The 23,883-nt window shown below is 53.8% G+C and carries 28 protein-coding genes and 4 pseudogenes; 30 read left to right on the top strand and 2 right to left on the bottom strand.

Annotated features, from left to right (window positions below; all coding sequences use genetic code 11):
• Window positions 1–33: 33 nt before the first annotated feature.
• Together ACZ1HF_RS06490 and ACZ1HF_RS06485 are read right to left on the bottom strand one after the other, a co-directional pair.
• On the bottom strand, window positions 34–918 hold the full coding sequence (locus tag ACZ1HF_RS06490) for a M16 family metallopeptidase (protein WP_472656730.1): 885 nt from the start codon (window positions 916–918) through the stop codon (window positions 34–36).
• A 27-nt stretch (window positions 919–945) separates the two neighbouring features.
• On the bottom strand, window positions 946–1,332 hold the full coding sequence (locus ACZ1HF_RS06485; protein ID WP_472656729.1) for a M16 family metallopeptidase: 387 nt from the start codon (window positions 1,330–1,332) through the stop codon (window positions 946–948).
• Window positions 1,333–1,559: 227 nt separating this feature from the next.
• On the opposite strand from ACZ1HF_RS06485, the gene ACZ1HF_RS06480 reads away from it, so the two are divergent.
• The 30 genes and pseudogenes from ACZ1HF_RS06480 to ACZ1HF_RS06335 all read left to right on the top strand — a co-directional run bounded on the left by ACZ1HF_RS06480 (window position 1,560) and on the right by ACZ1HF_RS06335 (window position 23,782).
• Complete coding sequence (locus ACZ1HF_RS06480; protein WP_472656728.1) at window positions 1,560–1,925, top strand: NADH-quinone oxidoreductase subunit A; 366 nt, start codon at window positions 1,560–1,562, stop codon at window positions 1,923–1,925.
• Window positions 1,916–2,449: a NuoB/complex I 20 kDa subunit family protein gene (locus ACZ1HF_RS06475; RefSeq protein ID WP_472656727.1), complete on the top strand. Its 534-nt coding sequence runs from the start codon at window positions 1,916–1,918 to the stop codon at window positions 2,447–2,449. The genes ACZ1HF_RS06480 and ACZ1HF_RS06475 overlap by 10 nt, the downstream gene beginning before the upstream one ends.
• Entirely contained in the window at window positions 2,446–3,057 is a 612-nt protein-coding gene (locus tag ACZ1HF_RS06470) for an NADH-quinone oxidoreductase subunit C (protein ID WP_472656726.1), read from the top strand. The genes ACZ1HF_RS06475 and ACZ1HF_RS06470 overlap by 4 nt, the downstream gene beginning before the upstream one ends.
• On the top strand, window positions 3,057–4,271 hold the full coding sequence (locus tag ACZ1HF_RS06465; RefSeq protein WP_472656725.1) for an NADH-quinone oxidoreductase subunit D: 1,215 nt from the start codon (window positions 3,057–3,059) through the stop codon (window positions 4,269–4,271). The genes ACZ1HF_RS06470 and ACZ1HF_RS06465 overlap by 1 nt, the downstream gene beginning before the upstream one ends.
• The gene (locus ACZ1HF_RS06460; protein ID WP_472656724.1) at window positions 4,268–4,762 is read left to right on the top strand and encodes a hypothetical protein; all 495 of its coding nucleotides are present in this window, start codon (window positions 4,268–4,270) and stop codon (window positions 4,760–4,762) included. The genes ACZ1HF_RS06465 and ACZ1HF_RS06460 overlap by 4 nt, the downstream gene beginning before the upstream one ends.
• Window positions 4,762–5,157, top strand: a complete 396-nt coding sequence (locus tag ACZ1HF_RS06455) for a hypothetical protein (protein ID WP_472656723.1) — start codon at window positions 4,762–4,764, stop codon at window positions 5,155–5,157. Before ACZ1HF_RS06460 ends, ACZ1HF_RS06455 begins: the two co-directional genes overlap by 1 nt.
• An 85-nt stretch (window positions 5,158–5,242) precedes the next feature.
• Window positions 5,243–5,347: pseudogene (locus ACZ1HF_RS06450) on the top strand (NADH-quinone oxidoreductase subunit D-related protein); the annotation flags it as partial.
• Entirely contained in the window at window positions 5,344–5,679 is a 336-nt protein-coding gene (locus ACZ1HF_RS06445; protein WP_472656722.1) for a hypothetical protein, read from the top strand. The pseudogene ACZ1HF_RS06450 and the gene ACZ1HF_RS06445, both read left to right, overlap by 4 nt.
• Before the next feature lie 54 nt (window positions 5,680–5,733).
• Window positions 5,734–6,087, top strand: coding sequence for a hypothetical protein (locus tag ACZ1HF_RS06440; RefSeq protein ID WP_472656721.1), 354 nt, complete (start codon window positions 5,734–5,736; stop codon window positions 6,085–6,087).
• Entirely contained in the window at window positions 6,087–6,995 is a 909-nt protein-coding gene (locus ACZ1HF_RS06435) for a hypothetical protein (RefSeq protein WP_472656720.1), read from the top strand. The genes ACZ1HF_RS06440 and ACZ1HF_RS06435 overlap by 1 nt, the downstream gene beginning before the upstream one ends.
• Window positions 6,995–8,152, top strand: coding sequence for an NADH-quinone oxidoreductase subunit E (locus tag ACZ1HF_RS06430; RefSeq protein ID WP_472656719.1), 1,158 nt, complete (start codon window positions 6,995–6,997; stop codon window positions 8,150–8,152). Before ACZ1HF_RS06435 ends, ACZ1HF_RS06430 begins: the two co-directional genes overlap by 1 nt.
• 27 nt (window positions 8,153–8,179) lie before the next feature.
• Complete coding sequence (locus ACZ1HF_RS06425) at window positions 8,180–8,908, top strand: hypothetical protein (RefSeq protein ID WP_472656718.1); 729 nt, start codon at window positions 8,180–8,182, stop codon at window positions 8,906–8,908.
• A gap of 3 nt (window positions 8,909–8,911) precedes the next feature.
• A pseudogene (locus ACZ1HF_RS06420) lies at window positions 8,912–9,144 on the top strand (DUF5337 domain-containing protein).
• A gap of 3 nt (window positions 9,145–9,147) precedes the next feature.
• Window positions 9,148–10,443, top strand: a complete 1,296-nt coding sequence (gene nuoF, locus ACZ1HF_RS06415) for an NADH-quinone oxidoreductase subunit NuoF (protein WP_472656717.1) — start codon at window positions 9,148–9,150, stop codon at window positions 10,441–10,443.
• Window positions 10,444–10,453: 10 nt separating this feature from the next.
• Complete coding sequence (locus ACZ1HF_RS06410) at window positions 10,454–10,888, top strand: DUF5333 family protein (RefSeq protein ID WP_472656716.1); 435 nt, start codon at window positions 10,454–10,456, stop codon at window positions 10,886–10,888.
• Window positions 10,889–11,028: 140 nt separating this feature from the next.
• Window positions 11,029–11,370, top strand: coding sequence for a hypothetical protein (locus ACZ1HF_RS06405; RefSeq protein ID WP_472656715.1), 342 nt, complete (start codon window positions 11,029–11,031; stop codon window positions 11,368–11,370).
• Window positions 11,371–11,373: 3 nt separating this feature from the next.
• Window positions 11,374–11,871 carry a DUF3291 domain-containing protein gene (locus ACZ1HF_RS06400; RefSeq protein WP_472656714.1) on the top strand — a complete coding sequence of 166 codons (498 nt, stop codon included), beginning with the start codon at window positions 11,374–11,376 and terminating at the stop codon, window positions 11,869–11,871.
• 58 nt (window positions 11,872–11,929) lie between these two features.
• Window positions 11,930–13,946, top strand: a pseudogene (nuoG, locus tag ACZ1HF_RS06395) (NADH-quinone oxidoreductase subunit NuoG).
• A gap of 2 nt (window positions 13,947–13,948) precedes the next feature.
• Window positions 13,949–14,349, top strand: a pseudogene (locus tag ACZ1HF_RS06390) (hypothetical protein).
• Window positions 14,350–14,355: 6 nt separating this feature from the next.
• Entirely contained in the window at window positions 14,356–15,393 is a 1,038-nt protein-coding gene (gene nuoH, locus ACZ1HF_RS06385; protein WP_472656713.1) for an NADH-quinone oxidoreductase subunit NuoH, read from the top strand.
• 1 nt (window position 15,394) lies between these two features.
• Window positions 15,395–15,886, top strand: coding sequence for an NADH-quinone oxidoreductase subunit NuoI (nuoI, locus tag ACZ1HF_RS06380; RefSeq protein WP_472656712.1), 492 nt, complete (start codon window positions 15,395–15,397; stop codon window positions 15,884–15,886).
• Between the two features lie 11 nt (window positions 15,887–15,897).
• Window positions 15,898–16,320: a DUF4259 domain-containing protein gene (locus ACZ1HF_RS06375; RefSeq protein ID WP_472656711.1), complete on the top strand. Its 423-nt coding sequence runs from the start codon at window positions 15,898–15,900 to the stop codon at window positions 16,318–16,320.
• On the top strand, window positions 16,317–16,721 hold the full coding sequence (locus ACZ1HF_RS06370; RefSeq protein ID WP_472656710.1) for a carboxymuconolactone decarboxylase family protein: 405 nt from the start codon (window positions 16,317–16,319) through the stop codon (window positions 16,719–16,721). The genes ACZ1HF_RS06375 and ACZ1HF_RS06370 overlap by 4 nt, the downstream gene beginning before the upstream one ends.
• Window positions 16,721–17,335: an NADH-quinone oxidoreductase subunit J gene (locus ACZ1HF_RS06365; RefSeq protein ID WP_472656709.1), complete on the top strand. Its 615-nt coding sequence runs from the start codon at window positions 16,721–16,723 to the stop codon at window positions 17,333–17,335. The genes ACZ1HF_RS06370 and ACZ1HF_RS06365 overlap by 1 nt, the downstream gene beginning before the upstream one ends.
• A complete protein-coding gene (locus ACZ1HF_RS06360; protein ID WP_472656708.1) occupies window positions 17,335–17,484 on the top strand; it encodes a hypothetical protein in 150 nt (49 codons plus the stop codon). The genes ACZ1HF_RS06365 and ACZ1HF_RS06360 overlap by 1 nt, the downstream gene beginning before the upstream one ends.
• A gap of 30 nt (window positions 17,485–17,514) precedes the next feature.
• Window positions 17,515–17,820, top strand: coding sequence for an NADH-quinone oxidoreductase subunit NuoK (gene nuoK / locus ACZ1HF_RS06355; RefSeq protein ID WP_472656707.1), 306 nt, complete (start codon window positions 17,515–17,517; stop codon window positions 17,818–17,820).
• Between the two features lie 122 nt (window positions 17,821–17,942).
• Window positions 17,943–20,048, top strand: coding sequence for an NADH-quinone oxidoreductase subunit L (gene nuoL / locus ACZ1HF_RS06350; RefSeq protein ID WP_472656706.1), 2,106 nt, complete (start codon window positions 17,943–17,945; stop codon window positions 20,046–20,048).
• Complete coding sequence (locus tag ACZ1HF_RS06345; protein ID WP_472656705.1) at window positions 20,048–21,589, top strand: NADH-quinone oxidoreductase subunit M; 1,542 nt, start codon at window positions 20,048–20,050, stop codon at window positions 21,587–21,589. Before nuoL ends, ACZ1HF_RS06345 begins: the two co-directional genes overlap by 1 nt.
• Before the next feature lie 11 nt (window positions 21,590–21,600).
• A complete protein-coding gene (gene nuoN, locus ACZ1HF_RS06340) occupies window positions 21,601–23,040 on the top strand; it encodes an NADH-quinone oxidoreductase subunit NuoN (protein ID WP_472656704.1) in 1,440 nt (479 codons plus the stop codon).
• On the top strand, window positions 23,030–23,782 hold the full coding sequence (locus tag ACZ1HF_RS06335; protein ID WP_472656703.1) for a biotin--[acetyl-CoA-carboxylase] ligase: 753 nt from the start codon (window positions 23,030–23,032) through the stop codon (window positions 23,780–23,782). Before nuoN ends, ACZ1HF_RS06335 begins: the two co-directional genes overlap by 11 nt.
• The last annotated feature ends 101 nt before the right edge of the window (window positions 23,783–23,883 follow it).

Raw genomic sequence — 23,883 nt, 5'->3', positions numbered from 1 at the left:
ACCCTCCTTCTGTCAGGGCTTCTTTATAGCAGATCAACTGGCCCGTTGTCTGAAACCGGGCTTTGTGGTGTCGCGACCGCTGATAGCCGCGCGTATCGCGTCGAATTTGGGCTTACCCCGGGTCGGCCCGGCCGAGATAATCGTGGGTGGTTGCATCAATAGCATCTGTCCAGCCTTCGCAAGATCACTGAGTGTGAGCGCCTGATAACCATCGTATTTCTCTTTTATGTCCAAGACCTTACCACGCTCAAAAATATCATTTGCGACATAATCGATACGCGCAGATGGATGATCGAGGGCCATGAATATGTTGGCATGCATACGCTGCTTTGCGTGGTCGAGCTCTTCTTGTGTTGGGTTCAAGGCAAAGTCGCGGATCGTGTTGATCATGATGTCCGTGATCTCGGGCATTTTGCGCGCTTCGCCTGTCGCCTCAAACATCACCAAATTCTGTCCCGCGACCGTATAGGCATCCGCCCAGCAGTTATAGACGAGGCCGCGTTTCTCGCGCAGCTCTTTCATGAGCAATGAATAACCATGACCGCCGAGACAATCATAGATCAGTGTCGCGGCGCGGTGCATTTTCAAGTCAAACTCGGTTATCGGAAAAATCAACCGAAGCGTGCCTTGATCACCACCATGTCCGTTATGTAACTCACCGGGTGCATAGGTGAGTTCGGGCGCGGGCATCCGCTGTCCTGACGGCAGATGACCAAGCGCATCCTCAACCATTCCAACGACATCCGCGTGATCGACATTGCCACAGGTCGACACCACGATATTGCCTCCAACATAAGCCGCGCGATGATGGGCAACCAGATCATCGACTGTCAGGTCGTCCACTGTGTCTTGATAACCTATGATTGGTTGACGCAAAGGTTGATCCGGAAAGGCCTGATCAAAGGCCGAATCGCGCATCGTGCAATTTGCGCATCCTCGGCAGCTTTACTGTTCTACAATCTTCTTTTCCAACTCCAGATCGTCGGCATCCAGAAGCGGTTGACTAACCATTTCACCCATCAACGAGATTGCATGGGCCAGATCGTCACGTAGGATAATCCCATGAAAAACAGTCGAGTCTTCTGTTGTCTGAGCATTGAGATAGCCCGCTGATTGTGCAAACGCCCGCTGCAACTCATCGCCTGAGCGTTTCTGCGTGCCGCGAAATACTAAATGTTCAAGTATGTGAGAAATACCAGCAAGTTCTTCCGGCTCATTGACCGAGCCGACCTTGATTCCGATCGCAATCGCAACGCTTTGGAAATGTGGTGCGTGATCTGTGACAACAGTAATGCCATTGGGCAAAACGGATTGTTCAATTCGAGTGTTCATGCGGCTCTTCCGTAACAAATAATTCTGCTTTGATCTTGTTATAAAAAATTAGGGTATTTTGAAGGCCCGAAACGAGCAAGCCTAGGATTGGTATAAGTCAAAAACGCGCGGATCAATCGCAGATTTTCCCGCCTCTGTCGCATTGACCCTGTATCCGCGCGCGCGTAAAGATCACCGCAGCTAATTGCTCCGCTTTATAATCAGCGGAACATGCCAAGGAGAGACGCGTGGACGAGCTTCTGAGAGATTACCTTCCGATCTTGATTTTTCTGGGGATGGCCGTAGCCCTTGGGTTAATTCTGATCCTTGCTGCCGTAGTGGTTGCAGTGCGCAATCCTGACCCGGAAAAGGTCTCGGCCTATGAATGCGGGTTCAATGCCTTTGACGATGCGCGCATGAAGTTCGATGTGCGCTTCTATCTGGTGTCGATCCTGTTCATTATCTTTGATCTCGAAGTCGCATTTCTGTTTCCGTGGGCCGTAGCGTTCAAGGATGTCGGGCTGCTGGGGTTCTGGTCGATGATGGTGTTCCTTGCGATACTGACCATTGGCTTTGCCTATGAGTGGAAAAAAGGAGCTCTGGAATGGGAGTAGCTGCTGGCCCTAACACTGCGGGCTTCGATAAGGATGTCGCCACGCAAGCGCTGAATGCGGAACTGCAGGACAAGGGATTCCTTGTCACCTCGACCGAGGATATTATCAACTGGGCGCGCACAGGTTCACTGCACTGGATGACCTTCGGGCTGGCCTGTTGCGCGGTTGAGATGATGCACACCTCCATGCCGCGGTATGATCTGGAACGCTTTGGCACGGCCCCGCGGGCATCCCCGCGCCAGTCGGACCTGATGATCGTGGCAGGGACATTAACGAACAAGATGGCCCCGGCGTTGCGCAAAGTATATGATCAGATGCCGGAGCCGCGCTACGTGATCTCGATGGGGTCCTGCGCCAATGGTGGTGGGTATTATCATTACAGCTATTCCGTGGTGCGTGGATGTGATCGTATCGTGCCGGTTGATTTGTACGTCCCCGGCTGCCCACCCACAGCAGAGGCATTGCTGTATGGCATTCTGCAACTGCAACGCAAAATTCGCCGGACGGGGACAATTGTAAGATGAGTGAAGCCCTGCGTGAACTTGCCGCTCATATCGAGCTGAAGCGGCCCGACTGTGTGCTCACCACCGAGATCGCAAATGATGAGCTGACAGTTCAGATCGCGCCGTCATCCCTGTTGGCATTCACCGAATTTCTGAAGACGGACCGGAACTGCAAATTCTCGACGCTGATCGATATTACGTCAGTGGATTATCCAACGCGGGTAGAGCGGTTTGATATGGTGTACCAGTATTTGTCGATGTACCAGAACCATCGCATTCGGGTGAAAATGGCGATCCGTGAGGATGAAGTTGTGCCATCGATCATCGAGACCTTCCCGGCGGCCAACTGGTTCGAGCGGGAAGTGTTCGACATGTATGGCATCTTGTTCTCGGGCCATCCTGATCTGCGCCGTATCCTGACGGATTATGGCTTTCGCGGGTATCCGCTGCGCAAAGACTTCCCGACCACGGGTTATGTCGAAGTACGCTATGACGAAGAACAGAAACGCGTGGTCTATGAACCTGTTTCGCTGGTGCAGGAATACCGTCAATTCGATTTCATGAGCCCATGGGAAGGTGCAGAATACATCATGCCGGGCGATGAGAAAGCTGAGGAGGCGAAAGGGTGATGGACGGCTCTAAAGGTTTCGAAGATGCTCTGACGGGTGAGCAGAAGATCCGGAATTTCAATATCAATTTCGGACCACAACACCCGGCAGCACACGGGGTCTTGCGTCTTGTGCTGGAGCTGGACGGCGAGATTGTAGAGCGGTGCGATCCCCATATCGGGCTGCTGCACCGTGGCACTGAAAAGCTGATGGAAAGCCGCACCTATCTGCAAAACCTGCCTTACTTTGACAGACTCGATTATGTGGCGCCGATGAATCAGGAACATGCCTGGTGTCTGGCAATTGAGAAGCTGACAAAGACCGAGGTGCCGCGCCGCGCGTCTTTGATCCGGGTGCTGTATTGCGAGATCGGGCGCGTCCTGAACCACCTGCTGAATGTTACAACGCAAGCTTTGGATGTTGGGGCATTGACGCCACCGCTCTGGGGGTTTGAAGAGCGCGAAAAGCTGATGATTTTTTATGAACGTGCCTGCGGTGCGCGGCTTCACGCGGCTTATTTTCGGCCCGGTGGGGTGCATCAGGATCTGCCAGATGATTTGCTGAATGACATCGAGGCGTGGTGCGGGACTTTTCCGAAGGTTCTGGACGATATCGATGGTCTTCTGTCGGATAACCGTATCTTCAAGCAGCGTAACGCGGATATCGGCATTGTCACTGAGCAGGACATTCTGGACTGGGGGTTCTCGGGCGTGATGGTTCGCGGCTCGGGCCTTGCATGGGATTTGCGCCGCTCGCAGCCCTATGAATGCTATGACGAGTTTGATTTTAAGGTTGCTGTCGGCAAGAACGGTGATTGCTTTGACCGCTATCTGGTTCGTATGGCCGAGATGCGCGAAAGTGTGAAAATCATTTTGCAGGCGATTGCCAAGCTACGGGCAGAACCGGGTGAGATCATGGCCCGCGGCAAGATGACCCCGCCGACCCGTGGTGAGATGAAAACGTCGATGGAGGCGCTGATCCACCACTTCAAGCTGTATACGGAAGGCTTCCATGTGCCAGCCGGAGAAGTTTACGCGGCGGTCGAGGCCCCCAAAGGTGAATTTGGTGTTTATCTGGTCGCCGATGGCACCAACAAACCCTACCGCGCCAAGCTTCGCGCGCCGGGGTTTCTGCATTTGCAGGCGATGGATTACATATGCAAAGGCCATCAATTGGCGGATGTGGCCGCGATTATTGGCACAATGGACGTTGTCTTCGGGGAGATTGACCGGTGAAACAGCGCTGCAAGACATATCTTGGCAGTGCAATAGTTTTTGCGTGTCTTTTGGGAAATCCGCTGGCAGCGCAAAGTGTGAATGCGCAGTCAGATGCCATTATAAAGATTGTCAGCAGCAATGGCTGCATCATGTCGGCGCCACAATTCAACGCTGCCACCTCAAGCTTGAGCGAAAAGAATATGGATAAAGCCTTAAAACGGCTTGAGGATAAAAATCTTGCATGGTTTGAGAGTGGTAAGATAGTTTTGAACCCGTCGATTTGTCCTGGCAAAAATCATACGGCAGGGCGAAGCAAAGAAGGTTTGCGCCTCCTGCAAGTCATCCGTGACAATGGCTGTATTATGAGCGAGCAAGATGGCGACCGCTTGCTTAAAGCCCAAGGGTTTAATAAGCGCGAAGTCGGTAAGATCGTTCAAAGCTGGGCCAAGGAAGGTATTGCCGTGCGCAATAATGATGGCATTAAGCTGCGCATCAAAGGGTGTGTGTAATGGCCTCCAGACTCAAAACTATTTTACAAACAACGGTTTTGGCTGTGTATGTGGCAACAAGCCCTGCACTGGCAACTGGTCATGATACACCAAACCCCGCCCGTGACCGGATCAGGGCGCTAGATGCTGTGATGCTGGAAGACGCTTATGCCAACGCATTGCGGCAAGTGGGGTGTAGTGTCGATTTCAACCATAGTCCGGATATTCTTGCCATGTTCGATCTGTTTCTGGAGGTTGTTTATCGCGAGGCAAATATATCGGCTAAAGATCAAGAGAACCAATGGGTCGAAGGGGATGCACTGGAACGCAAGGATCAAGCCTATTTTGACTTAGAGAAAGCAGGTCGGGCCAATTTCAACGAACAGACCAAGATCATGACGTTAGTGGATTGCTAGGGTGAGGGGTTGCATGCAGATATGTGAAAGACTTTCCCATTGGGTCGCTGAAAACGTGGGGCGCTCTTTTCGTGTAATGGAGGTGCTGCGTCTGCAGGCGATGGATTACATATGCAAAGGGCACCAATTGGCGGATGTGGCCGCGAGTATTGGCACAATGGACGTTGTCTTCGGGGAGATTGACCGGTGATAAAGCAATCCGTATTTCTATTTTTCGCGGGCATTGCTCTTGCATCCTGCGCCGATGAGAACGGTCTTGTCGATGGCTCAGACATTAATGCATTAGTGCAAGCAGTCGAAAGAAATGGGTGCTCTTTTAATCCTGAAAAACCGCCATCTGTGCGGTATTCCGAAGGTTATCGTCTAAACCGCGACTTGAAGCGCACGCCGGAAAATGATCGGTTTTTCACTAAAGTCTATACGCGACAGCTTATTGAACGTGGTCAGTTCCGAGCGAATGTAACCGCAAACGGCGCTGAAGTGATTGTTTCAGAAGTTGGGGCATGTGCGAAAGATGTTTAGCTCAGTGATGATCATCAAGATAATAATGGATATTGTCTTAGGGGAGATTGATCGGTGATCACAAAAAGCCTGACCCTGATGTCTGTCCTGCTCTGCCCTTTGGCGGCGCAGGCTCAGGATGCGCGGCCAACGCTGGATGAGATCGAGAAACTTCGGAACAATCTGGGCGAGCGTGAGAAATTTGACGACCGTTTTGGAAGCGGTTCCGCCGCACTTTATACGCAAGGTACGTATTTTTCGTGGTCAGAATTGTCGGATAAAGGTTACGGGCTTATCGCGTCCCATGTGACTGCTGACGGTCTGGTCATGGTCTTGTTGTCAGAGGCCGAAGACGGGTTGCCGCAGTTTTTATGCACGACAGCGGCTGCGCAGCCTTCAAACCTTGATAGATGCAGAAAGCTATACTGATGAAAAAAACACTTACAACACTGGTGACGCTTAGCTTGTTGGCTGGCCCAGCCTTTGCGCAAGATGCAGTGTCCGAATTGATCGATACCTCTGAAGGATACGTCAATTTGAGCCCTGGTGCTGTGATCATTGAGGGCGAGGACGATGTCTTTTTGTGTCAGTTCACCACGCCCGACGACGTTTTTGCAGCTTATGCCGCAAACGGTGAGGTTGAGGTCGATCCAGCCCTGTGTATTCCATTGGCAGCATTTGAAGGCAATGCGGCTCTGCCGCAATCAGACGGTCTGGTTCTGTCTGACCTCGTTGATACCTCTGAAGGCTATACGTCCCTGCGGGACAATGTGCTGATGATTGAAGGTGAAAGTGCCATTCAATTTTGCAAATTCGATTTCGGGGATGATGCGTTTACCAGCTACGCGGAAGACGGAACAACGGGAACCAGCGCCTCCACATGTATCCCGGCCACGCTGTTTGACAGCCGATCCGCCCGGGTTGAGGGCGGGACGTTCTCGGCTCTGATTGACACATCTATCGGCTATACTGAATTGCGCCCTGGTGTCGTTTTGATCGAGACCCAAAGTGGCTCGCAATTCTGCAAAATCGACCTGAGCGATACAGCCTTTACGTCCTACGCGGAAGAGACAACCGAATTCGCAGATGGCGATGTAAGTGCTGCTTGCGTATCAAGCGCGGTGTTTGATGACACGACCGTATCCGCGGAAGATCAACATCTTCGTGACCTTATCGATCTGTCTGAGGGGTATGAGAGTGTCCGCGCTGATGTGATGCTGATCGAAACGGAAGATGGATCGCATATGTGCAAGATTGCCTTGGAAGATGCGGTTTTTACTGATGCCGCAGCAGACGCGTCTGCCATTTGTATCCCAGCTGAAGAGTTCAATAACTGATGCTACGCCGCCTTCATCCATCCCAGCCCGAAGCATTTGCCTTCACGCCCGCCAATCAAGCCTGGGCCGAAGCCCAGATTACAAAATACCCCGAGGGCCGTCAGGCCAGCGCGATTATACCGCTGTTGTGGCGCGCACAGGAACAGGAAGGCTGGTTGACCCGCCCAGCCATTGAATCCGTGGCTGATATGTTGGGGATGGCCTATATCAGGGCCTTGGAAGTGGCGTCGTTCTACTTTATGTTTCAGCTGCAACCCGTTGGTTCTGTTGCGCATATTCAAGTATGCGGCACGACGTCCTGCATGATTTGCGGGGCCGAGGACCTGATCGCAGTTTGTAAAGACAAGATCGCGCCTAAACCCCACCAACTTTCTGCGGATGGGAAGTTTTCCTGGGAAGAGGTCGAATGCCTTGGGTCTTGCGCCAATGCGCCTATGGCACAGATCGGCAAGGATTATTACGAAGATCTGACCGCCAAGCGCATGGGCGAAATCATTGATGAATTGGCCGCTGGCAAAGTACCGGTGCCGGGGCCTCAGAATGGGCGGTTTGCGGCGGAACCTTTGAAAGGGCTGACCAGCCTGAAAGAGTTCGATAGCGGCAAGATGAAATACAACGCTTCTGTCCAGCTTGCGGTGGATATTGGTGATACCGTGAAACGTATTGACGGGACAGAAGTGCCGCTGATCACGCCTTGGCAAGGCAAGCCTGCGGGACGATCCAAATCAAAACCAGTGCCCGCGTCCCCTGACCTGTCAGAAGGTACACCAGTTGATGAAACCGGTGTCGACAAACGTGCGGCAGCTGCGAAAAGCAAGGCGCGTCCGCGCAGCACTGAACCTGCGAAAGCTGCCGAAGTAAAAAGTGGAAAGAAGCCTAAATTTCGGAAAGAAGCTCGTAAGGGTGGGCCAGACGACCTGAAGATGATCAAGGGTGTCGGGCCCAAGCTTGAGACGCTGTTACACAAACTGGGTGTTTTTCATTTCGATCAGATATCCAAGTGGGCTGCGGATGAGGTTGCCTGGGTGGATGAAAATCTGGAAGGCTTCAAAGGTCGCGTGTCGCGGGATAAATGGGTTGAGCAGGCTGACAAGCTTGCCAAAGGAGAAGAGACGGAGTTTTCAAACCGTGCGAAAAAAGGCGGTGTCTACAAGTAAGACTATAACGGACTAGGGAGTGGAATAATGAACCAGAATTCCGGAGGACTGACATGCGCAGTGACCTGCTGGCTTATAGCAGCACTTGGGGGCGTGTTTATCGCAACCATGCTGATTGTATTGGCGGGCTTTGCGATTGTCGCAGGTATATTCTTTGGTCTGGTGGTGTGCGCGCTGGCCGGGGTGTTGCTGAGTTGGACATTGTGCAAGCCCTTGCCCGGCCCGAATGAGGTCACGCTTGAACCTACCAAGCCTGCATCTGCTGCAATGGGCTCGACAGTCGTTGGGGAAACAAAACCTGCACCAGCGCCTGAACCTGAGCCAGTCGCAAAGCCTGCACCCGCGCCAGAACCAGTTGCAGAAGCCGCGCCAGCGCCGGAACCTGTTGTTGAGCCAGCACCCGAACCTGCGCCCAAACCGGTAAAGGCAAAACCTGCTGCTGCAGCGAAACCCGTTGCTGCAGACGGCAAGCCAGAATTGCTCAGCGCGCCACGTGAAGGTGGCCCGGATGATCTCAAGCAGATCAAGGGCGTTGGCCCGCAGATGGAAAAGATGTTGAACGAGATGGGCATCTATCACTTTGATCAGGTTGCGTCGTGGCGCAAAAAAGAGGTCGAGTGGGTTGATGGGAACCTACCCAAATTCAAGGGACGCGTCAGCCGCGATAATTGGGTTGATCAGGCCAAGCTTCTTGCTAAAGGAGGCGAAACTGACTTCTCCAAGAAGGTCAAAAAGGGCGGTGTATATGACGCTTAAATCATGACCGGGCCCTCGGATGGGGATCCGCGTCTTGTCAAACAGGCGCGACAAGCGGCCATCGTGATTTTTGTCACGATGTTTGTTTGGATAGGGGCGCAATGGTTAGGGGGCAGTTAGGCTGGCCGGTACGGTTTGCCTTTCTGTTCGATCTGGCCGCAGGGGCTGCGTTCATCTGGGCGCTGGTCGTATTATTTCGGGTCTGGCGTGCGCGCCAGGAACATAAAGGTAGCTAGGCGATGCTGGCAGACAAGGACCGTATTTTCACCAACCTTTACGGGATGCAGGACCGCTCTTTGAGGGGGGCGAAGGCGCGCGGGCATTGGGACGGCACGGCGAATATCATCAAAGGTGGTCGCGACAAGATCATTGATGACATGAAAGCATCGGGCTTGCGTGGGCGCGGTGGGGCAGGGTTTCCAACGGGGCTGAAATGGTCCTTCATGCCGAAAGAAAGCGACGGTCGCCCGGCCTATCTGGTCGTGAACGCCGACGAATCCGAGCCCGGCACGTGCAAGGACCGCGAGATTATGCGCCACGATCCGCATACGCTGATCGAAGGCTGTCTGATTGCCAGCTTCGCGATGAATGCGCATGCGTGCTATATTTATATCCGCGGAGAATATATCCGCGAGAAAGAAGCGCTGCAAAACGCAATTGATGAATGCTACGAGGCGGGCCTTCTGGGCAAGAATGCAGCCAAGTCCGGTTGGGATTTCGACGTTTATCTGCATCACGGTGCTGGCGCTTATATCTGTGGCGAGGAAACAGCGCTTCTGGAAAGCCTTGAAGGCAAGAAGGGTATGCCACGCATGAAACCGCCATTTCCGGCTGGTGCAGGGCTTTATGGTTGCCCGACAACCGTGAATAATGTGGAATCCATTGCTGTCGTGCCGACCATCCTGCGCCGTGGGGCAGAGTGGTTTGCAGGGTTTGGGCGGCCGAACAATGCGGGCACCAAGCTCTTTGCTATTTCAGGCCACGTGAATAACCCTTGCGTCGTTGAAGAGGCGATGAGCATCAGTTTTGAAGAATTGATCGACAAGCACTGTGGCGGTATTCGTGGCGGCTGGGACAATTTGAAAGCTGTGATCCCGGGTGGGTCGTCTGTTCCGATGTTGCCGGGCAAGATCATGAAGGAAGACGCCATTATGGACTTTGACTGGCTGCGCGAACAGCAGTCAGGTCTTGGGACTGCGGCGGTGATCGTGATGGATAATTCCACCGATGTGATCAAGGCGATCTGGCGGTTGTCGAAGTTCTACAAGCACGAAAGCTGTGGCCAGTGTACGCCGTGCCGTGAAGGAACAGGCTGGATGATGCGCGTGATGGACCGACTGGTCAAAGGCGATGCCGAGCCCGAAGAGATCGACATGCTGCTGGACGTCACCAAGCAGGTCGAAGGTCATACGATCTGCGCATTGGGAGATGCCGCCGCATGGCCGATCCAGGGGTTGATCAGGCATTTCCGTGATGAGATCGAAGATCGTATCAAGCACAAACGCGGCGGCGGCGTTCAGGTGGCAGCGGAATAGGAAGACAGTGATGCGTTTTGGAATTTATGTGCTGACATGTGCGCTGTGTGCCGGGGCTCCGGCATTTGCCAATGAAGACGTTTTGAAGAAAACGTTGGAGCTGACTTTTGTTGATATTGTTTTCGCAGGCACTGTTGCACAAAAAATTGGCGCAGAATGTCCTTCTATTTCTTTTGATCAAGCTTCGATCAATAAACAAATAAAGCCTTTGATTAGGGTCGCAGAAACAGTCTACCCATCCTTTGAGGCTTGGGATGAGGCTGTAAGTGTCTATCGTGATGATGAGGTTATGGCGGAAGCGGTTATAGCCTTCTTGAGTGAGCGAGGGGTGACTGAAGGGTCCGACAGCAACGCTTATTGTACCGTTGGCCAAACTTATATGGAATTAGGGACAACGCTTATTTCAAAGATGCTGTTCGAAGCAAATCTTGACGAGAAGAACTAGATGCAACTGTCCGTTCATCACCTTGTAACGCTGAAAGTTGGGTTTGTTTGGGGCCAGATTGATGATCTGCGTGTCAGGTCTTTCATAAATGTTGCCGATTGGATCAATATGTCTGGCAAACACATGTCACTGCGGAGTAAATGATGCGCATCTTTTTGATCCTGCTTCTTGTGACAAGCCTTGCGTCTTGCGGTCTCTTTCGGGGTGGCTCGACCCGAAATGCGCAGAGCGAGCGCGCTCTGCCGTTCAAGGCGAAACTGTCCAAAGGCGAGGATAAGCGGAATTTTTCGGTGTCAGTCGCGAACCGTGGTGCCGGGCTTGATGAAGTGCGTGAAAGCGTGCGGTTTCAGGCTACGCAATATTGTCTTTTCACCTATGGCGGCTCTGACACGCAATGGAAGATCGATCCAGCGACCCGCGATTGGGCCTTCAAGCAGGATGGCGGCAAGCTGATTTTTAACGCAAGATGTACAGCGAGATAACGGATGCAACCAGCCAACCATCACCTTGCGGAACTTAATGTCGGGCGTCTTGTGGCCCCGACAGATGATCCGCGTGTCAAGGATTTCATGGATAATCTCGACCGGATCAACGGGCTTGGCAGGCGAATGCCGGGTTTTGTGTGGATGATGGAAGGCTCGGGCGAGCCTGGGACTGGGAATACGGAAAACGCAATTGATGGCGATCCGCTTCATGTTTCAAACCTTTCGATTTGGGAAGATGCGCCGTCGCTTGAAAAATTCGTTTGGGGGACGATCCACAAGCAATTCTACGAACGCCGTGAAGAATGGTTCGAAGTTATGAACGACATGCATTTTGTCATGTGGTGGGTTCCCGCAGGTCATCGACCTACATTGGATGAAGCACTGGAACGGTTGGATCATTTGCAAAACCATGGTGACAGCGATCATGCGTTTGGTTGGAAATATCTAGAAAACGCGACGATGTGGCAAACCCATGGCTGTCAGGTCGCGGCTGAATGACATGCAAGACCTATTTGGATACGAACACCTACGCCGAAGTTGAGGCAAGAGGATAAAAATGAGCGATCTACGCAAAATCATCATCGACGATCAGGAAATCGAGGTCGATCCGGCCATGACGCTTATTCAGGCGTGTGAGCAGGCAGGGATCGAGATACCGCGGTTTTGTTATCATGAGCGCCTGACCATTGCCGGTAACTGCCGGATGTGTCTGGTTGAAGTCGTGGGTGGCCCGCCCAAGCCAGCGGCCTCTTGTGCAATGCAGGTGCGTGACTTGCGCCCCGGCCCAGAAGGCCAGCCGCCAGTGGTCAAAACGAACAGCCCCATGGTTAAGAAGGCCCGCGAAGGCGTGATGGAGTTCTTGCTGATCAACCACCCGTTGGATTGCCCGATTTGCGATCAGGGGGGAGTGTGATCTGCAGGATCAGGCCATGGCCTATGGTGTTGATTTCTCGCGCTATCGCGAACCCAAACGCGCTGTGACTGATCTGGACCTTGGCCCGCTCGTCGAAACCCATATGACACGCTGCATTTCCTGCACGCGCTGTGTGCGATTTACGTCCGAGGTCGCGGGCATCACGCAGATGGGCCAGACAGGTCGTGGCGAGGATGCAGAGATCACATCATATCTGGGCGAGACGCTGGACAGCAACCTGCAAGGTAACATCATCGATCTGTGCCCGGTTGGTGCGTTGGTTTCCAAACCTTATGCCTTCACCGCGCGCCCTTGGGAGCTGACGAAAACCGAAAGCATCGACGTGATGGATGCGCTTGGCTCGAACATTCGGGTGGATTGCAAGGGGCGTGAAGTCATGCGCTTTTTGCCGCGTAACCATGATGGCGTGAATGAGGAATGGATTTCCGACAAAACGCGCTTTGTCTGGGACGGCTTGCGCCGGCAACGCTTGGATACGCCCTACATTCGCGAGAATGGCAAACTACGCAAAGCCGACTGGGGCGAAGCCTTGACTGCGACGGCGGCGGCAATGAAAGGCAAGAAGGTCATGGGGCTGGTCGGTGATCTTGTGCCCGTAGAAGCAGCATTTGCCTTGAAGCAGTTGGTCGAAGGGCAGAGCGGTCAGGTTGAATGCCGTGTGGATGGCGCAAAACTGCCCGCCGGGAACCGGTCTGCCTATGTGGGTACGGCAAGCATCGAAGATATCGATGACGCGCAGATGATCCAGTTGATCGGCACCAACCCGGTGCTGGAAGCACCAGTGCTGAATGCCCGTATTCGCAAAGCCTGGACCAATGGGTGCAACATTGGCCTTGTTGGCGAAGCCGTTGATTTAACATATGAATATGCTCATGCGGGTACGGATCGGGCAGCGTTGGAAAAGCTGATCGGCCATCAGTTTGGTCCTGTGTTAGAGAAAAACTCGATCATCATTATTGGTCAAGGCGCGCTTCAGGAAGCCGATGGCGAAGCCGTGCTGGCGATGGCGATGGAATTGGCCGAGAAAACCAATTCGAAGTTCATGGTGCTGCATACTGCGGCTGGTCGCGTTGGTGCGATGGATGCGGGATGTACCTCTGACACCGGGATTGGCGGTCTGAAAGATGCCGAGGTGATCTACAATCTTGGGGTGGATGAGGTGGACATCGCGGATGGACCGTTTGTGATCTACCAGGGCTCGCATGGGGATCGTGGGGCGCATCGCGCTGATATTATTCTGCCGGGGGCCGCTTATACGGAAGAACAGGGGCTGTTTGTGAACACGGAAGGCCGCCCTCAACTGGCACTGCGGGCAGGGTTTGCACCAGGCGATGCCAAAGAAAACTGGGCCATTCTGCGCGCGCTTAGCGCCGAGCTGGGCGCGACGCTGCCCTATGACAGCCTTGCGCAGCTACGTCAGGCGCTTGTCAAAGAGGTACCGCATCTGGCGTTGATTGATGAGGTTGCGGAAAATGCATGGCAGCCGCTGAAAACCACAAAACCGGGCAAGGCTGATTTCCGGAACGCAATCAAGGATTTCTATCTTACCAATCCGATTGCACGTGCTTCTGAACTGATGGCAGAGCTAAGCGCCAATGCCAAGGCGCGGGCCTCAGCAACCTCGATGGCCGCTGAGTAAGGGTGTTACGCGGCCCTCATATTGCGGGTCTGGCGCTTGCCTTGACGGGATGTGCCGAGGCACCGCCATCGCAGGACTTAGAAGAAGTCCCTTTTGAGCCCGTCTACAAGGGATCGAGACTCGCAAGCTGGATGACGAATTGGTCAGTTTTCTGGTGACAATGGAAGGCGCGAGGGACAATGAGGACGTGGCAGACTACGGAAAATGCGCCGCAGCGCAGTATGCATTGATCAGAGGATACGGTTTTGCGCGACATCTGCGGACAAATGTTGCGGAAAAGGGTGGCATCTGGCGCGGGGATGCGGTTTACACCATCTCGGCAGCATTGCCCGAAGGATTGAGAACGATTGATGCCGAAGTTGTGGTCGATGACTGCAAGGAAAATGGCATACCGACGGTGTGAGGATATATGGCTGACTTTCTAGCAACCGGACCGGGGATTGCCCTGATCATCGTGGCGCAAGGTCTTGCGGTGATCGCGTTCGTGATGATCTCACTGCTGTTCCTTGTCTATGGCGACCGCAAGATATGGGCCGCTGTGCAGATGCGGCGTGGTCCAAATGTGGTGGGTGTGTTCGGCTTGCTGCAAACAGTGGCGGACGCGCTGAAATACGTCGTCAAGGAAATCGTCATTCCGGCAGGCGCGGACAAGACGGTGTTCATGCTCGCCCCGCTTCTGGCATTTGTGCTGGCGATGATCAGCTGGGCGGTGATCCCGTTCAATGATACTTGGGTATTGGCCGACCTCAATGTCGCGGTTTTGTATATCTTCGCCATCGGTTCTTTAGAGGTCTACGGCGTGATTATGGGTGGCTGGGCCTCGAACTCCAAATACCCGTTTCTTGGATCCCTACGCTCAGCGGCACAGATGATTTCCTATGAGGTCTCGATTGGTCTGATCATTATCGGGGTAATAATCTCGACAGGAAGTCTGAATTTCGGTGATATCGTGCGGGCGCAGGATGGGTCTTATGGCTTCTTTTCATGGTACTGGTTGCCACATTTTCCGATGGTGTTCCTGTTCTTCATCTCGGCATTGGCTGAAACCAACCGCCCCCCATTCGATCTACCAGAAGCGGAATCCGAGCTGGTAGCAGGCTATCAGGTCGAATATTCCTCGACCCCGTTCCTGTTGTTCATGGCGGGCGAATATATTGCCATCTTCTTGATGTGCGCCCTGATCACGCTTCTGTTCTTTGGCGGCTGGCTGTCACCTATTCCGGGTATCCCGGATGGGGCGCTGTGGATGGTTGCCAAGATGAGCGTATTTTTCTTCCTGTTCTCGATGGTCAAAGCCATCGTCCCGCGCTACCGCTACGACCAACTGATGCGTTTGGGCTGGAAAGTCTTCCTGCCATTCAGCTTGGCATGGGTCGTGCTTGTAGCTTTCTTTGCACAATTTGGCGCCTTTGGTGGTACTTACGCCCGCTGGGCTGTTGGAGGCTGATATGGCAACGTCTTTCACGCGCAAAGCAAAATACTTCCTGCTCTTTGACTTCTTCAAAGGGTTCGGGTTGGGGTTCAAATATTTCTTCGCGCCCAAGGCGACAGTGAACTACCCGCACGAGAAAGGGCCTTTGTCGCCTCGTTTCCGCGGCGAACATGCCTTGCGTCGCTACCCGAATGGTGAGGAACGCTGTATTGCCTGCAAGCTCTGCGAGGCGATTTGTCCAGCGCAGGCGATCACCATTGACGCCGAGCCCCGTGATGACGGCAGCAGGCGTACCACGCGCTATGACATCGACATGACCAAATGCATCTATTGCGGCTTCTGCCAAGAGGCCTGTCCGGTGGATGCCATTGTCGAAGGCCCGAATTTTGAGTTCGCCACCGAGACCCGTGAAGAGTTGTTTTATGACAAGGAAAAGCTACTGGAAAATGGAGAGCGCTGGGAAGCCGAGATCGCGCGTAACCTTGAGATAGATGCACCGTATAGGTAGGAAGACTGATCATGGGTGCTTGGGGAATAGGAGTATTTGAGAATGATGATGCCGGAGATTGGCTATACGACTACGAGTCTGCTGGCGCGTTGGCTGTAGCTTCCGCGTTTTCAGATGCATTGGCATCTTTTGATGCAGGGTATCTCGAGGCCCCCGAAGCTTCTATGGGATTAGCGGCCGCCGAAGTCGTGGCGACCGCGTATGGACATCCCAATCCAAAGTTTGACCCCGAGACGCTTACTAATCTTAGAGAGCATTCTACTGAGGTTGCCGCGTTGGATGACGGCCCAAAACAGGCCATCGCTGTAGTCGCAGCGACGATGAAAGATCCGAAAACATCTGAACTTGCCGCACTTTGGGAAGAGGCTGGAGAACTTGGTAGCTTTCAAGCGCTAGTAGCGGAAATTAAGATGCGCCTGGAGATGATCGAATGACGGATGCCAAAAACCCTTTCGACGCTATGATGCGTATGGGCCAGGACATGGCCAAAGCCATGAACCCTGCGCTGGAGGCATTCACGCCCAAAGGTTTTGAGAACATGATGCCTACCATGTCTGCCGAGATGTTGGAGCAGTTCATGGGCAAGACCTTCAACCCGGATGGGCTCGACGCCAAGACGCGGCTGCTTTTGACGCTGACAGGGCTGACCATTCAAGGCGCACAAGCCGAAGCGCAGATCAGGTTGACCGTGCGCCATCTGGTCGAGGCAGGTGCTACGAAACAAGAAATCGCCGAGACTATTGCGCAGGCCGCGATGTTTGGTGGCGTGCCTGCCATGAGCAAGGCAATGGAACTGGCGACCGAAGTTTTGGACACACCTGAAGGAGACACCTAATGGGGTTCGCCGATTTTGCATTCTATATGTTTGCCATAACCGTGGTGACAGCTGGGCTGTTCGTTGTGGTCTCGAAAAATCCTGTGCATTCCGTGCTTTGGCTGATCCTGGCCTTCCTGTCTTCTGCGGGTCTCTTCATTCTGTTGGGCGCTGAATTCGTCGCGATGCTGATGATCATCGTCTACGTGGGTGCGGTCGCGGTACTGTTCCTGTTCGTGGTGATGATGCTGGATGTTGATTTCGCCGAATTGCGAGGGGAGCTGGCGAAGTTCGTCCCGCTTGCAGGGTTAATAGGGGTAATCCTGCTGATGGAACTGGCGCTGGTTTTCGGCGTCTGGGAGACGGCAGAAAACGCGGCTGATCTGCGTGACGCCGTAACGCCCGCACTGTCAGAAACACAAAACACCGTGGCCTTAGGCCAGCTGATCTATACGAAATACATCTACCTGTTTCAGGCGGCAGGTCTGATCCTGCTGGTCGCCATGATCGGTGCCATCGTATTGACCCTGCGCCACCGCGAGGACGTTAAACGCCAGAACATCCTGAGCCAAATTTACCGCGATCCAGCAGAGCAGTTAGAGCTGAAGGACGTCAAACCGGGGCAGGGGTTGTGATGAAACGCGTCGTTATATTCGGCTTCCTTGCGCTGATGTTTGTGCAAATTACAGTGCTTGGTGTTTCGCCTGTGGACCTTGTTCATGGGGGTGGCCATAGCATAACGGGCGGTGGCGCTGTGCCAGCTGAAGGGGCATTTTTCCAATGATGCAGCGATATACTCAAAGAAAGATATGAAATGATCGGACTTGAACATTATCTCACTGTCGCGGCTGCGCTGTTTGTGATCGGCATTTTCGGCATTTTCGTGAACCGTAAGAATGTCATCGTGATCCTGATGTCGATCGAGCTGATGTTGCTGTCTGTCAATATAAACCTTGTGGCTTTCTCCAGCTTTGCGGGTGATTTGGTCGGACAGGTCTTTACTCTGTTCGTGCTCACCGTCGCCGCGGCAGAGGCTGCGATTGGGCTGGCTATTCTGGTCTGTTTCTTCCGTAATCGCGGTACGATTGCTGTTGAAGATGTTAACGTGATGAAGGGCTGAGGATATGACCGGAGCAATGTTGGTTGCCATTTTGATCGCGGGCGTCGGTGGTGGCGCAATGGTGCTTTACTTTGCTTGGCCGGACGTTGCGCCAAAAGACAAGAAGAAAGAGGGTTAAAACCTTGGAAACCATCATCCTCTTTGCCCCAATCATCGGGGCGCTGATCTGCGGCTTTGGCTGGAAACTCATTGGCGAACAGGCAGCCTGCGTGATCGCAACCGGAGGACTCTTCCTTAGCGCAATTCTAAGCTGGGTTGTCTTTCTGACCTTTGATGGTACGACCGAACAGATCGAGATCTTGCGATGGATACAATCGGGCACGCTTGATACATCCTGGGCCATTCGGATGGACCGTCTGACGGCGATTATGCTAATCGTCATTACAACGGTGTCCAGCCTCGTGCATCTGTATAGCTTTGGCTACATGGCCCATGATGAGAACTTCCGCGAAGGTGAAGTCTATAAGCCACGTTTCTTCGCCTATCTGTCCTTCTTCACATTTGCCATGCTGATGCTGGTTACAGCTGACAATCTTGTGCAGATGTTCTTCGGTTGGGAGGGCGTGGGCGTCGCATCCTACTTGCTGATCGGGTTCTACTATCGCAAACCATCCGCCAATGCCGCTGCGATCAAGGCGTTTGTCGTCAACCGCGTGGGTGATTTTGGCTTTGCGCTTGGCATTTTCGGGCTGTTTTATGTGACAGACTCGATCAATTTCTCCGACATTTTCGCAGCCGCCCCAACGATTGCTGAAACGCAACTGACCTTCCTATGGCGCGACTGGAATGCAGCCGAGGTCATTGCTTTCCTTCTGTTCGTTGGGGCTATGGGCAAATCAGCGCAGCTTTTCCTGCACACATGGCTGCCCGATGCGATGGAAGGCCCGACGCCGGTTTCCGCGCTGATCCACGCTGCAACGATGGTCACGGCGGGTGTGTTCCTTGTCTGCCGTATGTCACCCTTGATGGAATTTGCGCCAGGGGCCACGAATTTCATCGTTATCATCGGCGCCTCAACAGCCTTCTTCGCGGCAACTGTCGGGCTTGTGCAGAATGACATCAAACGGGTTATCGCCTATTCGACCTGTTCGCAGTTAGGCTATATGTTCGTGGCGGCTGGCGTCGGTGTTTACTCGGCGGCAATGTTCCACCTGCTAACGCACGCATTTTTCAAAGCGATGCTGTTCCTTGGTGCGGGCTCGGTCATCCATGCCATGCACCACGAACAGGACATGCGCAACTATGGTAACCTGCGCGGCAAGATACCGATGACCTTCTGGGCGATGATGATCGGCACACTTGCCATTACCGGTGTGGGGATACCGCTGACACATATCGGGTTTGCCGGCTTCCTGTCGAAAGACGCGATTATCGAGAGCGCCTATGCCTCAGGCTCGGGCTATGCATTCTGGCTACTGGTTGTCGCAGCACTGTTTACCAGTTTCTATTCATGGCGGTTGATGTTCATGACGTTCTATGGATATGAGCGTGGGGACAAGCACATCCACGAACATGCCCACGAAAGCCCGAAAACGATGCTGGTCCCACTGGGCGCGCTGGCCATTGGTGCGGTCCTGTCGGGAATGGTTTTCTACAAACCTTTCTTCGGTGATCATCATTCGGTCGAAAAATTCTTTGGCATTTCAGGCGAAGAGCACGCTTTGGTTGCCCCAGAGTTGCTCAGCATGACAGCCCTGGCGGCTGATGAGACAGAAGATGACGATGGTGGGGATCATGGCGAAGAGAAAACCGCTGCTGTTCCGGGACAGGGTGCCATTTACATGGCCCCCGATAATCACGTTATGGACGACGCACACCACGCGCCCAAATGGGTGAAGGTCTCGCCCTTCGCTGCGATGCTGATCGGATTTATGACAGCCTGGCTGTTCTATATCAAAAATCCAAAGCTTCCGGGGCGTCTGGCCGAGGCGCAGCGCCCGCTTTACGAATTCCTGCTGAACAAATGGTATTTTGATGAGCTTTACGACATCGTCTTCGTGCGTCCAATTAAATGGCTGGGAAGCTTCCTGTGGAAACGTGGGGACGGTGCTGTCATTGACGGTGGCATCAACGGGCTGGCCATGGGGATCATTCCTTTCTTCACACGCCTTGCAGGGCGCGCGCAGTCAGGTTTCATGTTCCACTATGCTTTCGCGATGGTGCTGGGCGTGGTGTTGCTGATCACTTACTTTGCTATCACCGGCAGTGTTGGTGGAGGGGCTGAATAATGGAAAACCTTCTCTCTATCATCACCTTTATGCCACTGGTTGCGGCACTCATCCTCGCGCTGTTTTTGCGCGGTGATGACGCGGCTGCGCAGCGTAACGCCAAGTGGCTGGCGCTGGTTGCGACCTCGGCCACCTTTGTGGTGTCGATTTTCCTATATACGGGCTTTGACCCTGCCAATACCGGTTTCCAATTCGTGGAAGAACGGGACTGGCTTCTGGGCATGAAATATAAGATGGGCGTGGACGGGATTTCGATCCTTTTTGTCCTGCTGACCACGTTCCTGATGCCGCTGGTGATTGCGTCCTGCTGGGACGTCACCCACCGCGTCAAGGATTACATGATCGCGTTCCTGTTGCTGGAAACGCTGATGCTGGGCGTGTTCTGTGCGCTTGATCTGATCCTGTTTTATCTGTTCTTCGAGGCGGGCCTTATCCCGATGTTCCTGATCATCGGCATCTGGGGCGGTGCGAACCGGATTTATGCGAGCTTCAAGTTCTTCCTCTACACGCTTCTCGGCTCGGTCCTGATGCTGGTGGCGATGATCGCGATGTATGTGGACGCAGGTACAACGGATATTCCCTCGCTGATGACCCACAGTTTCGCATCCGAGACGTTCGATATCGCGGGGGTTACGGTTGTTGGCGGCATGCAAACCCTGATGTGGTTGGCCTTCTTTGCCAGCTTCGCAGTGAAGATGCCGATGTGGCCTGTGCACACATGGCTGCCTGACGCACACGTGCAGGCACCTACCGCAGGTTCCGTCGTGCTGGCGGCAATCCTTTTGAAAATGGGCGGCTACGGTTTCTTGCGGTTCAGCCTGCCGATGTTCCCCGTAGGCTCTGAAGTTTTGGGAACCTTTGTGCTTTGGCTCAGTGTGATTGCCATTATCTACACCTCCCTTGTGGCGCTGGCACAGCAGGATATGAAGAAGCTGATCGCCTATTCCTCGGTTGCGCATATGGGCTATGTGACAATGGGGATTTTCACAGTAAATCAGCAAGGCATCGATGGCGCGATTTTCCAGATGATCAGCCATGGCTTTATTTCCGGCGCGCTGTTCCTGTGCGTGGGCGTTATTTATGACCGGATGCATACGCGTGAGATCGACGCCTATGGCGGGCTCGTCAACCGGATGCCAGCTTACGCATTGATCTTCATGCTGTTTACCATGGCAAATGTTGGTCTGCCGGGCACATCAGGCTTTATCGGAGAATTCCTGACGCTTATGGGCGTGTTCCAGGTCAACACGTGGGTCGCGATGTTTGCCACAACAGGCGTGATCCTGTCGGCGGCTTACGCGCTTTGGCTGTACCGCCGGGTGGTCCTTGGGGATCTGATCAAGGAAAGCCTCAAGTCGATCACTGACATGACAGGGCGGGAGCGCGCTATCTTTGCGCCGCTTGTCTTTATGACAATCCTTCTTGGCGTCTACCCTGCGCCGGTGCTCGATATTATCGGACCAAGCGTTGAGGCGCTGATCTCTAACTATGATACGGCATTGCTGGATACTGGCAACGCCACGGCTTTGGCCGAGAATTAAGGACGCCCAATATGATACAGGCTGATATTGCTGTTGTTCTGCCCGAGGTGATCCTCGCTGTCTTCGCGATGGCTGCTTTGATCGTGGCGGTCTACACTGGCAAAGACAAGACAGCGCCTCTGGTCCTTTGGATAACCTCGGGGCTGTTTGTTTTCTTGTCGCTCTGGATTGGTTTCGGCGGCGAGGGTGTGAACACAGCCTTTGGCGGCGCATTTATCGATGATGCGTTTTCCCGCTTCGCAAAGGTCACAATCCTTTTGTCAGCGGCTGCGATCCTTTTGCTGTCTCAGGATTATATGACCCGCAACGACCTGCTGCGCTTTGAATACCCGATATTGGTGGCGCTGGCAGTTGTCGGCATGATGATGATGGTCTCTGCCGGGGATTTGATGGCGCTTTACATGGGGCTAGAGCTGCAATCGCTGTCTCTCTATGTGGTTGCAGCTTTGCGCCGCGATAGCGTGCGCTCGACCGAGGCGGGGTTGAAGTATTTCGTACTTGGTGCCCTGTCGTCAGGCATGCTGCTTTATGGCGCGTCACTGGTCTATGGCTATGCGGGCACGACCCTGTTTGAAGGTATCGTCAGCACTGCCACAGAAGGTGAGATTGGCCTTGGTCTGCTGTTCGGCCTTGTCTTCGTGATCGCAGGGCTTGCGTTTAAAGTTTCGGCAGCGCCCTTTCATATGTGGACGCCTGATGTCTACGAAGGCTCCCCCACGCCGATCACCGCTTTCTTCGCCACCGCGCCGAAAGTTGCTGCAATGGGTCTGTTTGCACGTGTGGTTCACGATGCGTTCGGCGGAGCCGTCGCGGATTGGAGCCAGATTGTGGCGTTCCTGTCTGTGGCTTCCATGTTCCTTGGGGCGATTGCCGCGATTGGCCAGCGCGACATCAAACGGCTGATGGCCTATTCCTCGATCGCGCATATGGGGTTCGCGTTGATGGGTCTGGCGTCTGGCACGGCCGAAGGCGTGCAAGCCATGCTGATCTATATGGCGATCTATGTAACGATGAATATCGGCACCTTCGCTTTCATCCTGTCGATGGAGAAAGACGGCCAACCCGTCACGGATATTGATGCGCTGCAAAACTACTCCAGCTACCAACCCGGTCGTGCGCTGGCGATGCTGGTGCTGATGTTCTCGCTTGCTGGTATCCCGCCGCTTGTCGGGTTCTTTGGCAAATTCTACGTTCTGAAAGCCGCAGTGGATGCGGATATGGCATGGCTTGCAGTTGCGGGGGTTGTGGCTTCGGTGATTGGCGCATTCTATTATCTGCGTATCATCTACTACATGTATTTCGGCGAAGAACGCGACGCGCTTGATGGATCGATGCCGATGATCTCTTGGGCGCTTTTGATGGGGTCTGCTGCTGTCATGGTGATTGGTGTGATCAATCTGTTCGGGATCGAAAGTATCGCAGCGGTTGCGGCAGGGGCTCTTGTCAACTGAGGGCACCCTATGGCCCGAGGGCTATGATCGGATCATCTTTGATCGTGTGGACAGCACCAATGCGCAAGCGGCCCGGATTGCAGGTGATCTGAAGCGCCCGACATGGATCATGGCCCGCCAGCAAACCGCTGCCCGTGGCCGTAGGGGGAAGACTTGGGCGAACCCGGACGGCAATCTGGCAGCAACGCTGGTCATGAAGCCGGGCGGTCCCGTGGCAGATGCGGCCTATCGGTCTTTCTTCGCTGCCAACGCACTTTACGAGACATTGGCGCTTTATGTGGATCGGACCAGATTATCGCTGAAATGGCCCAATGATGTCTTGTTGAATGGCGGCAAGGTCGCGGGGATATTGCTTGAAAGTGCTGGCAATTCAGAAGCTGTGAGCTGGCTTGCGGTGGGGATTGGGGTCAACCTGCAACACGCCCCAAAAAACGTACAGGACGCCAGTTTTCCACCCGTAGCCTTGTTTGAGGAAAGTGGGCAAAGCGTGACGCCTGATGAATTCCTGAACGCTCTGGCTGCGAATTTTGCCACGGAAGAGGCGATTTTTTCCAAGATGGGTTTTGAGGTGATCCGGGAAAACTGGCTTAGACACGCAGCCCGATTGGGCGAGGTGATTACCGCCAGAACCTCGCAGGAGGAAATCACCGGTATCTTCCAGACAATTGATGCATTTGGAAATCTCATTCTCAAGACCGCCAAAGGCCCCATCGCGATCGCAGCCGCAGATGTCTATTTCTAAAGCCCCGTCTTCATTGACCCAAAGCGGCTTATAGGCTACATGCAGCACACCTGTGGAAAACGTCCACAGGTCGACGCAGGGACGCGTTGGAACCTGCGTCC

This window comes from Litoreibacter sp. GN1-5 (assembly GCF_055693805.1).
Note: the sequence above shows the minus strand (reverse complement) of the source record. Positions and strands in the feature narration are given on the sequence as shown.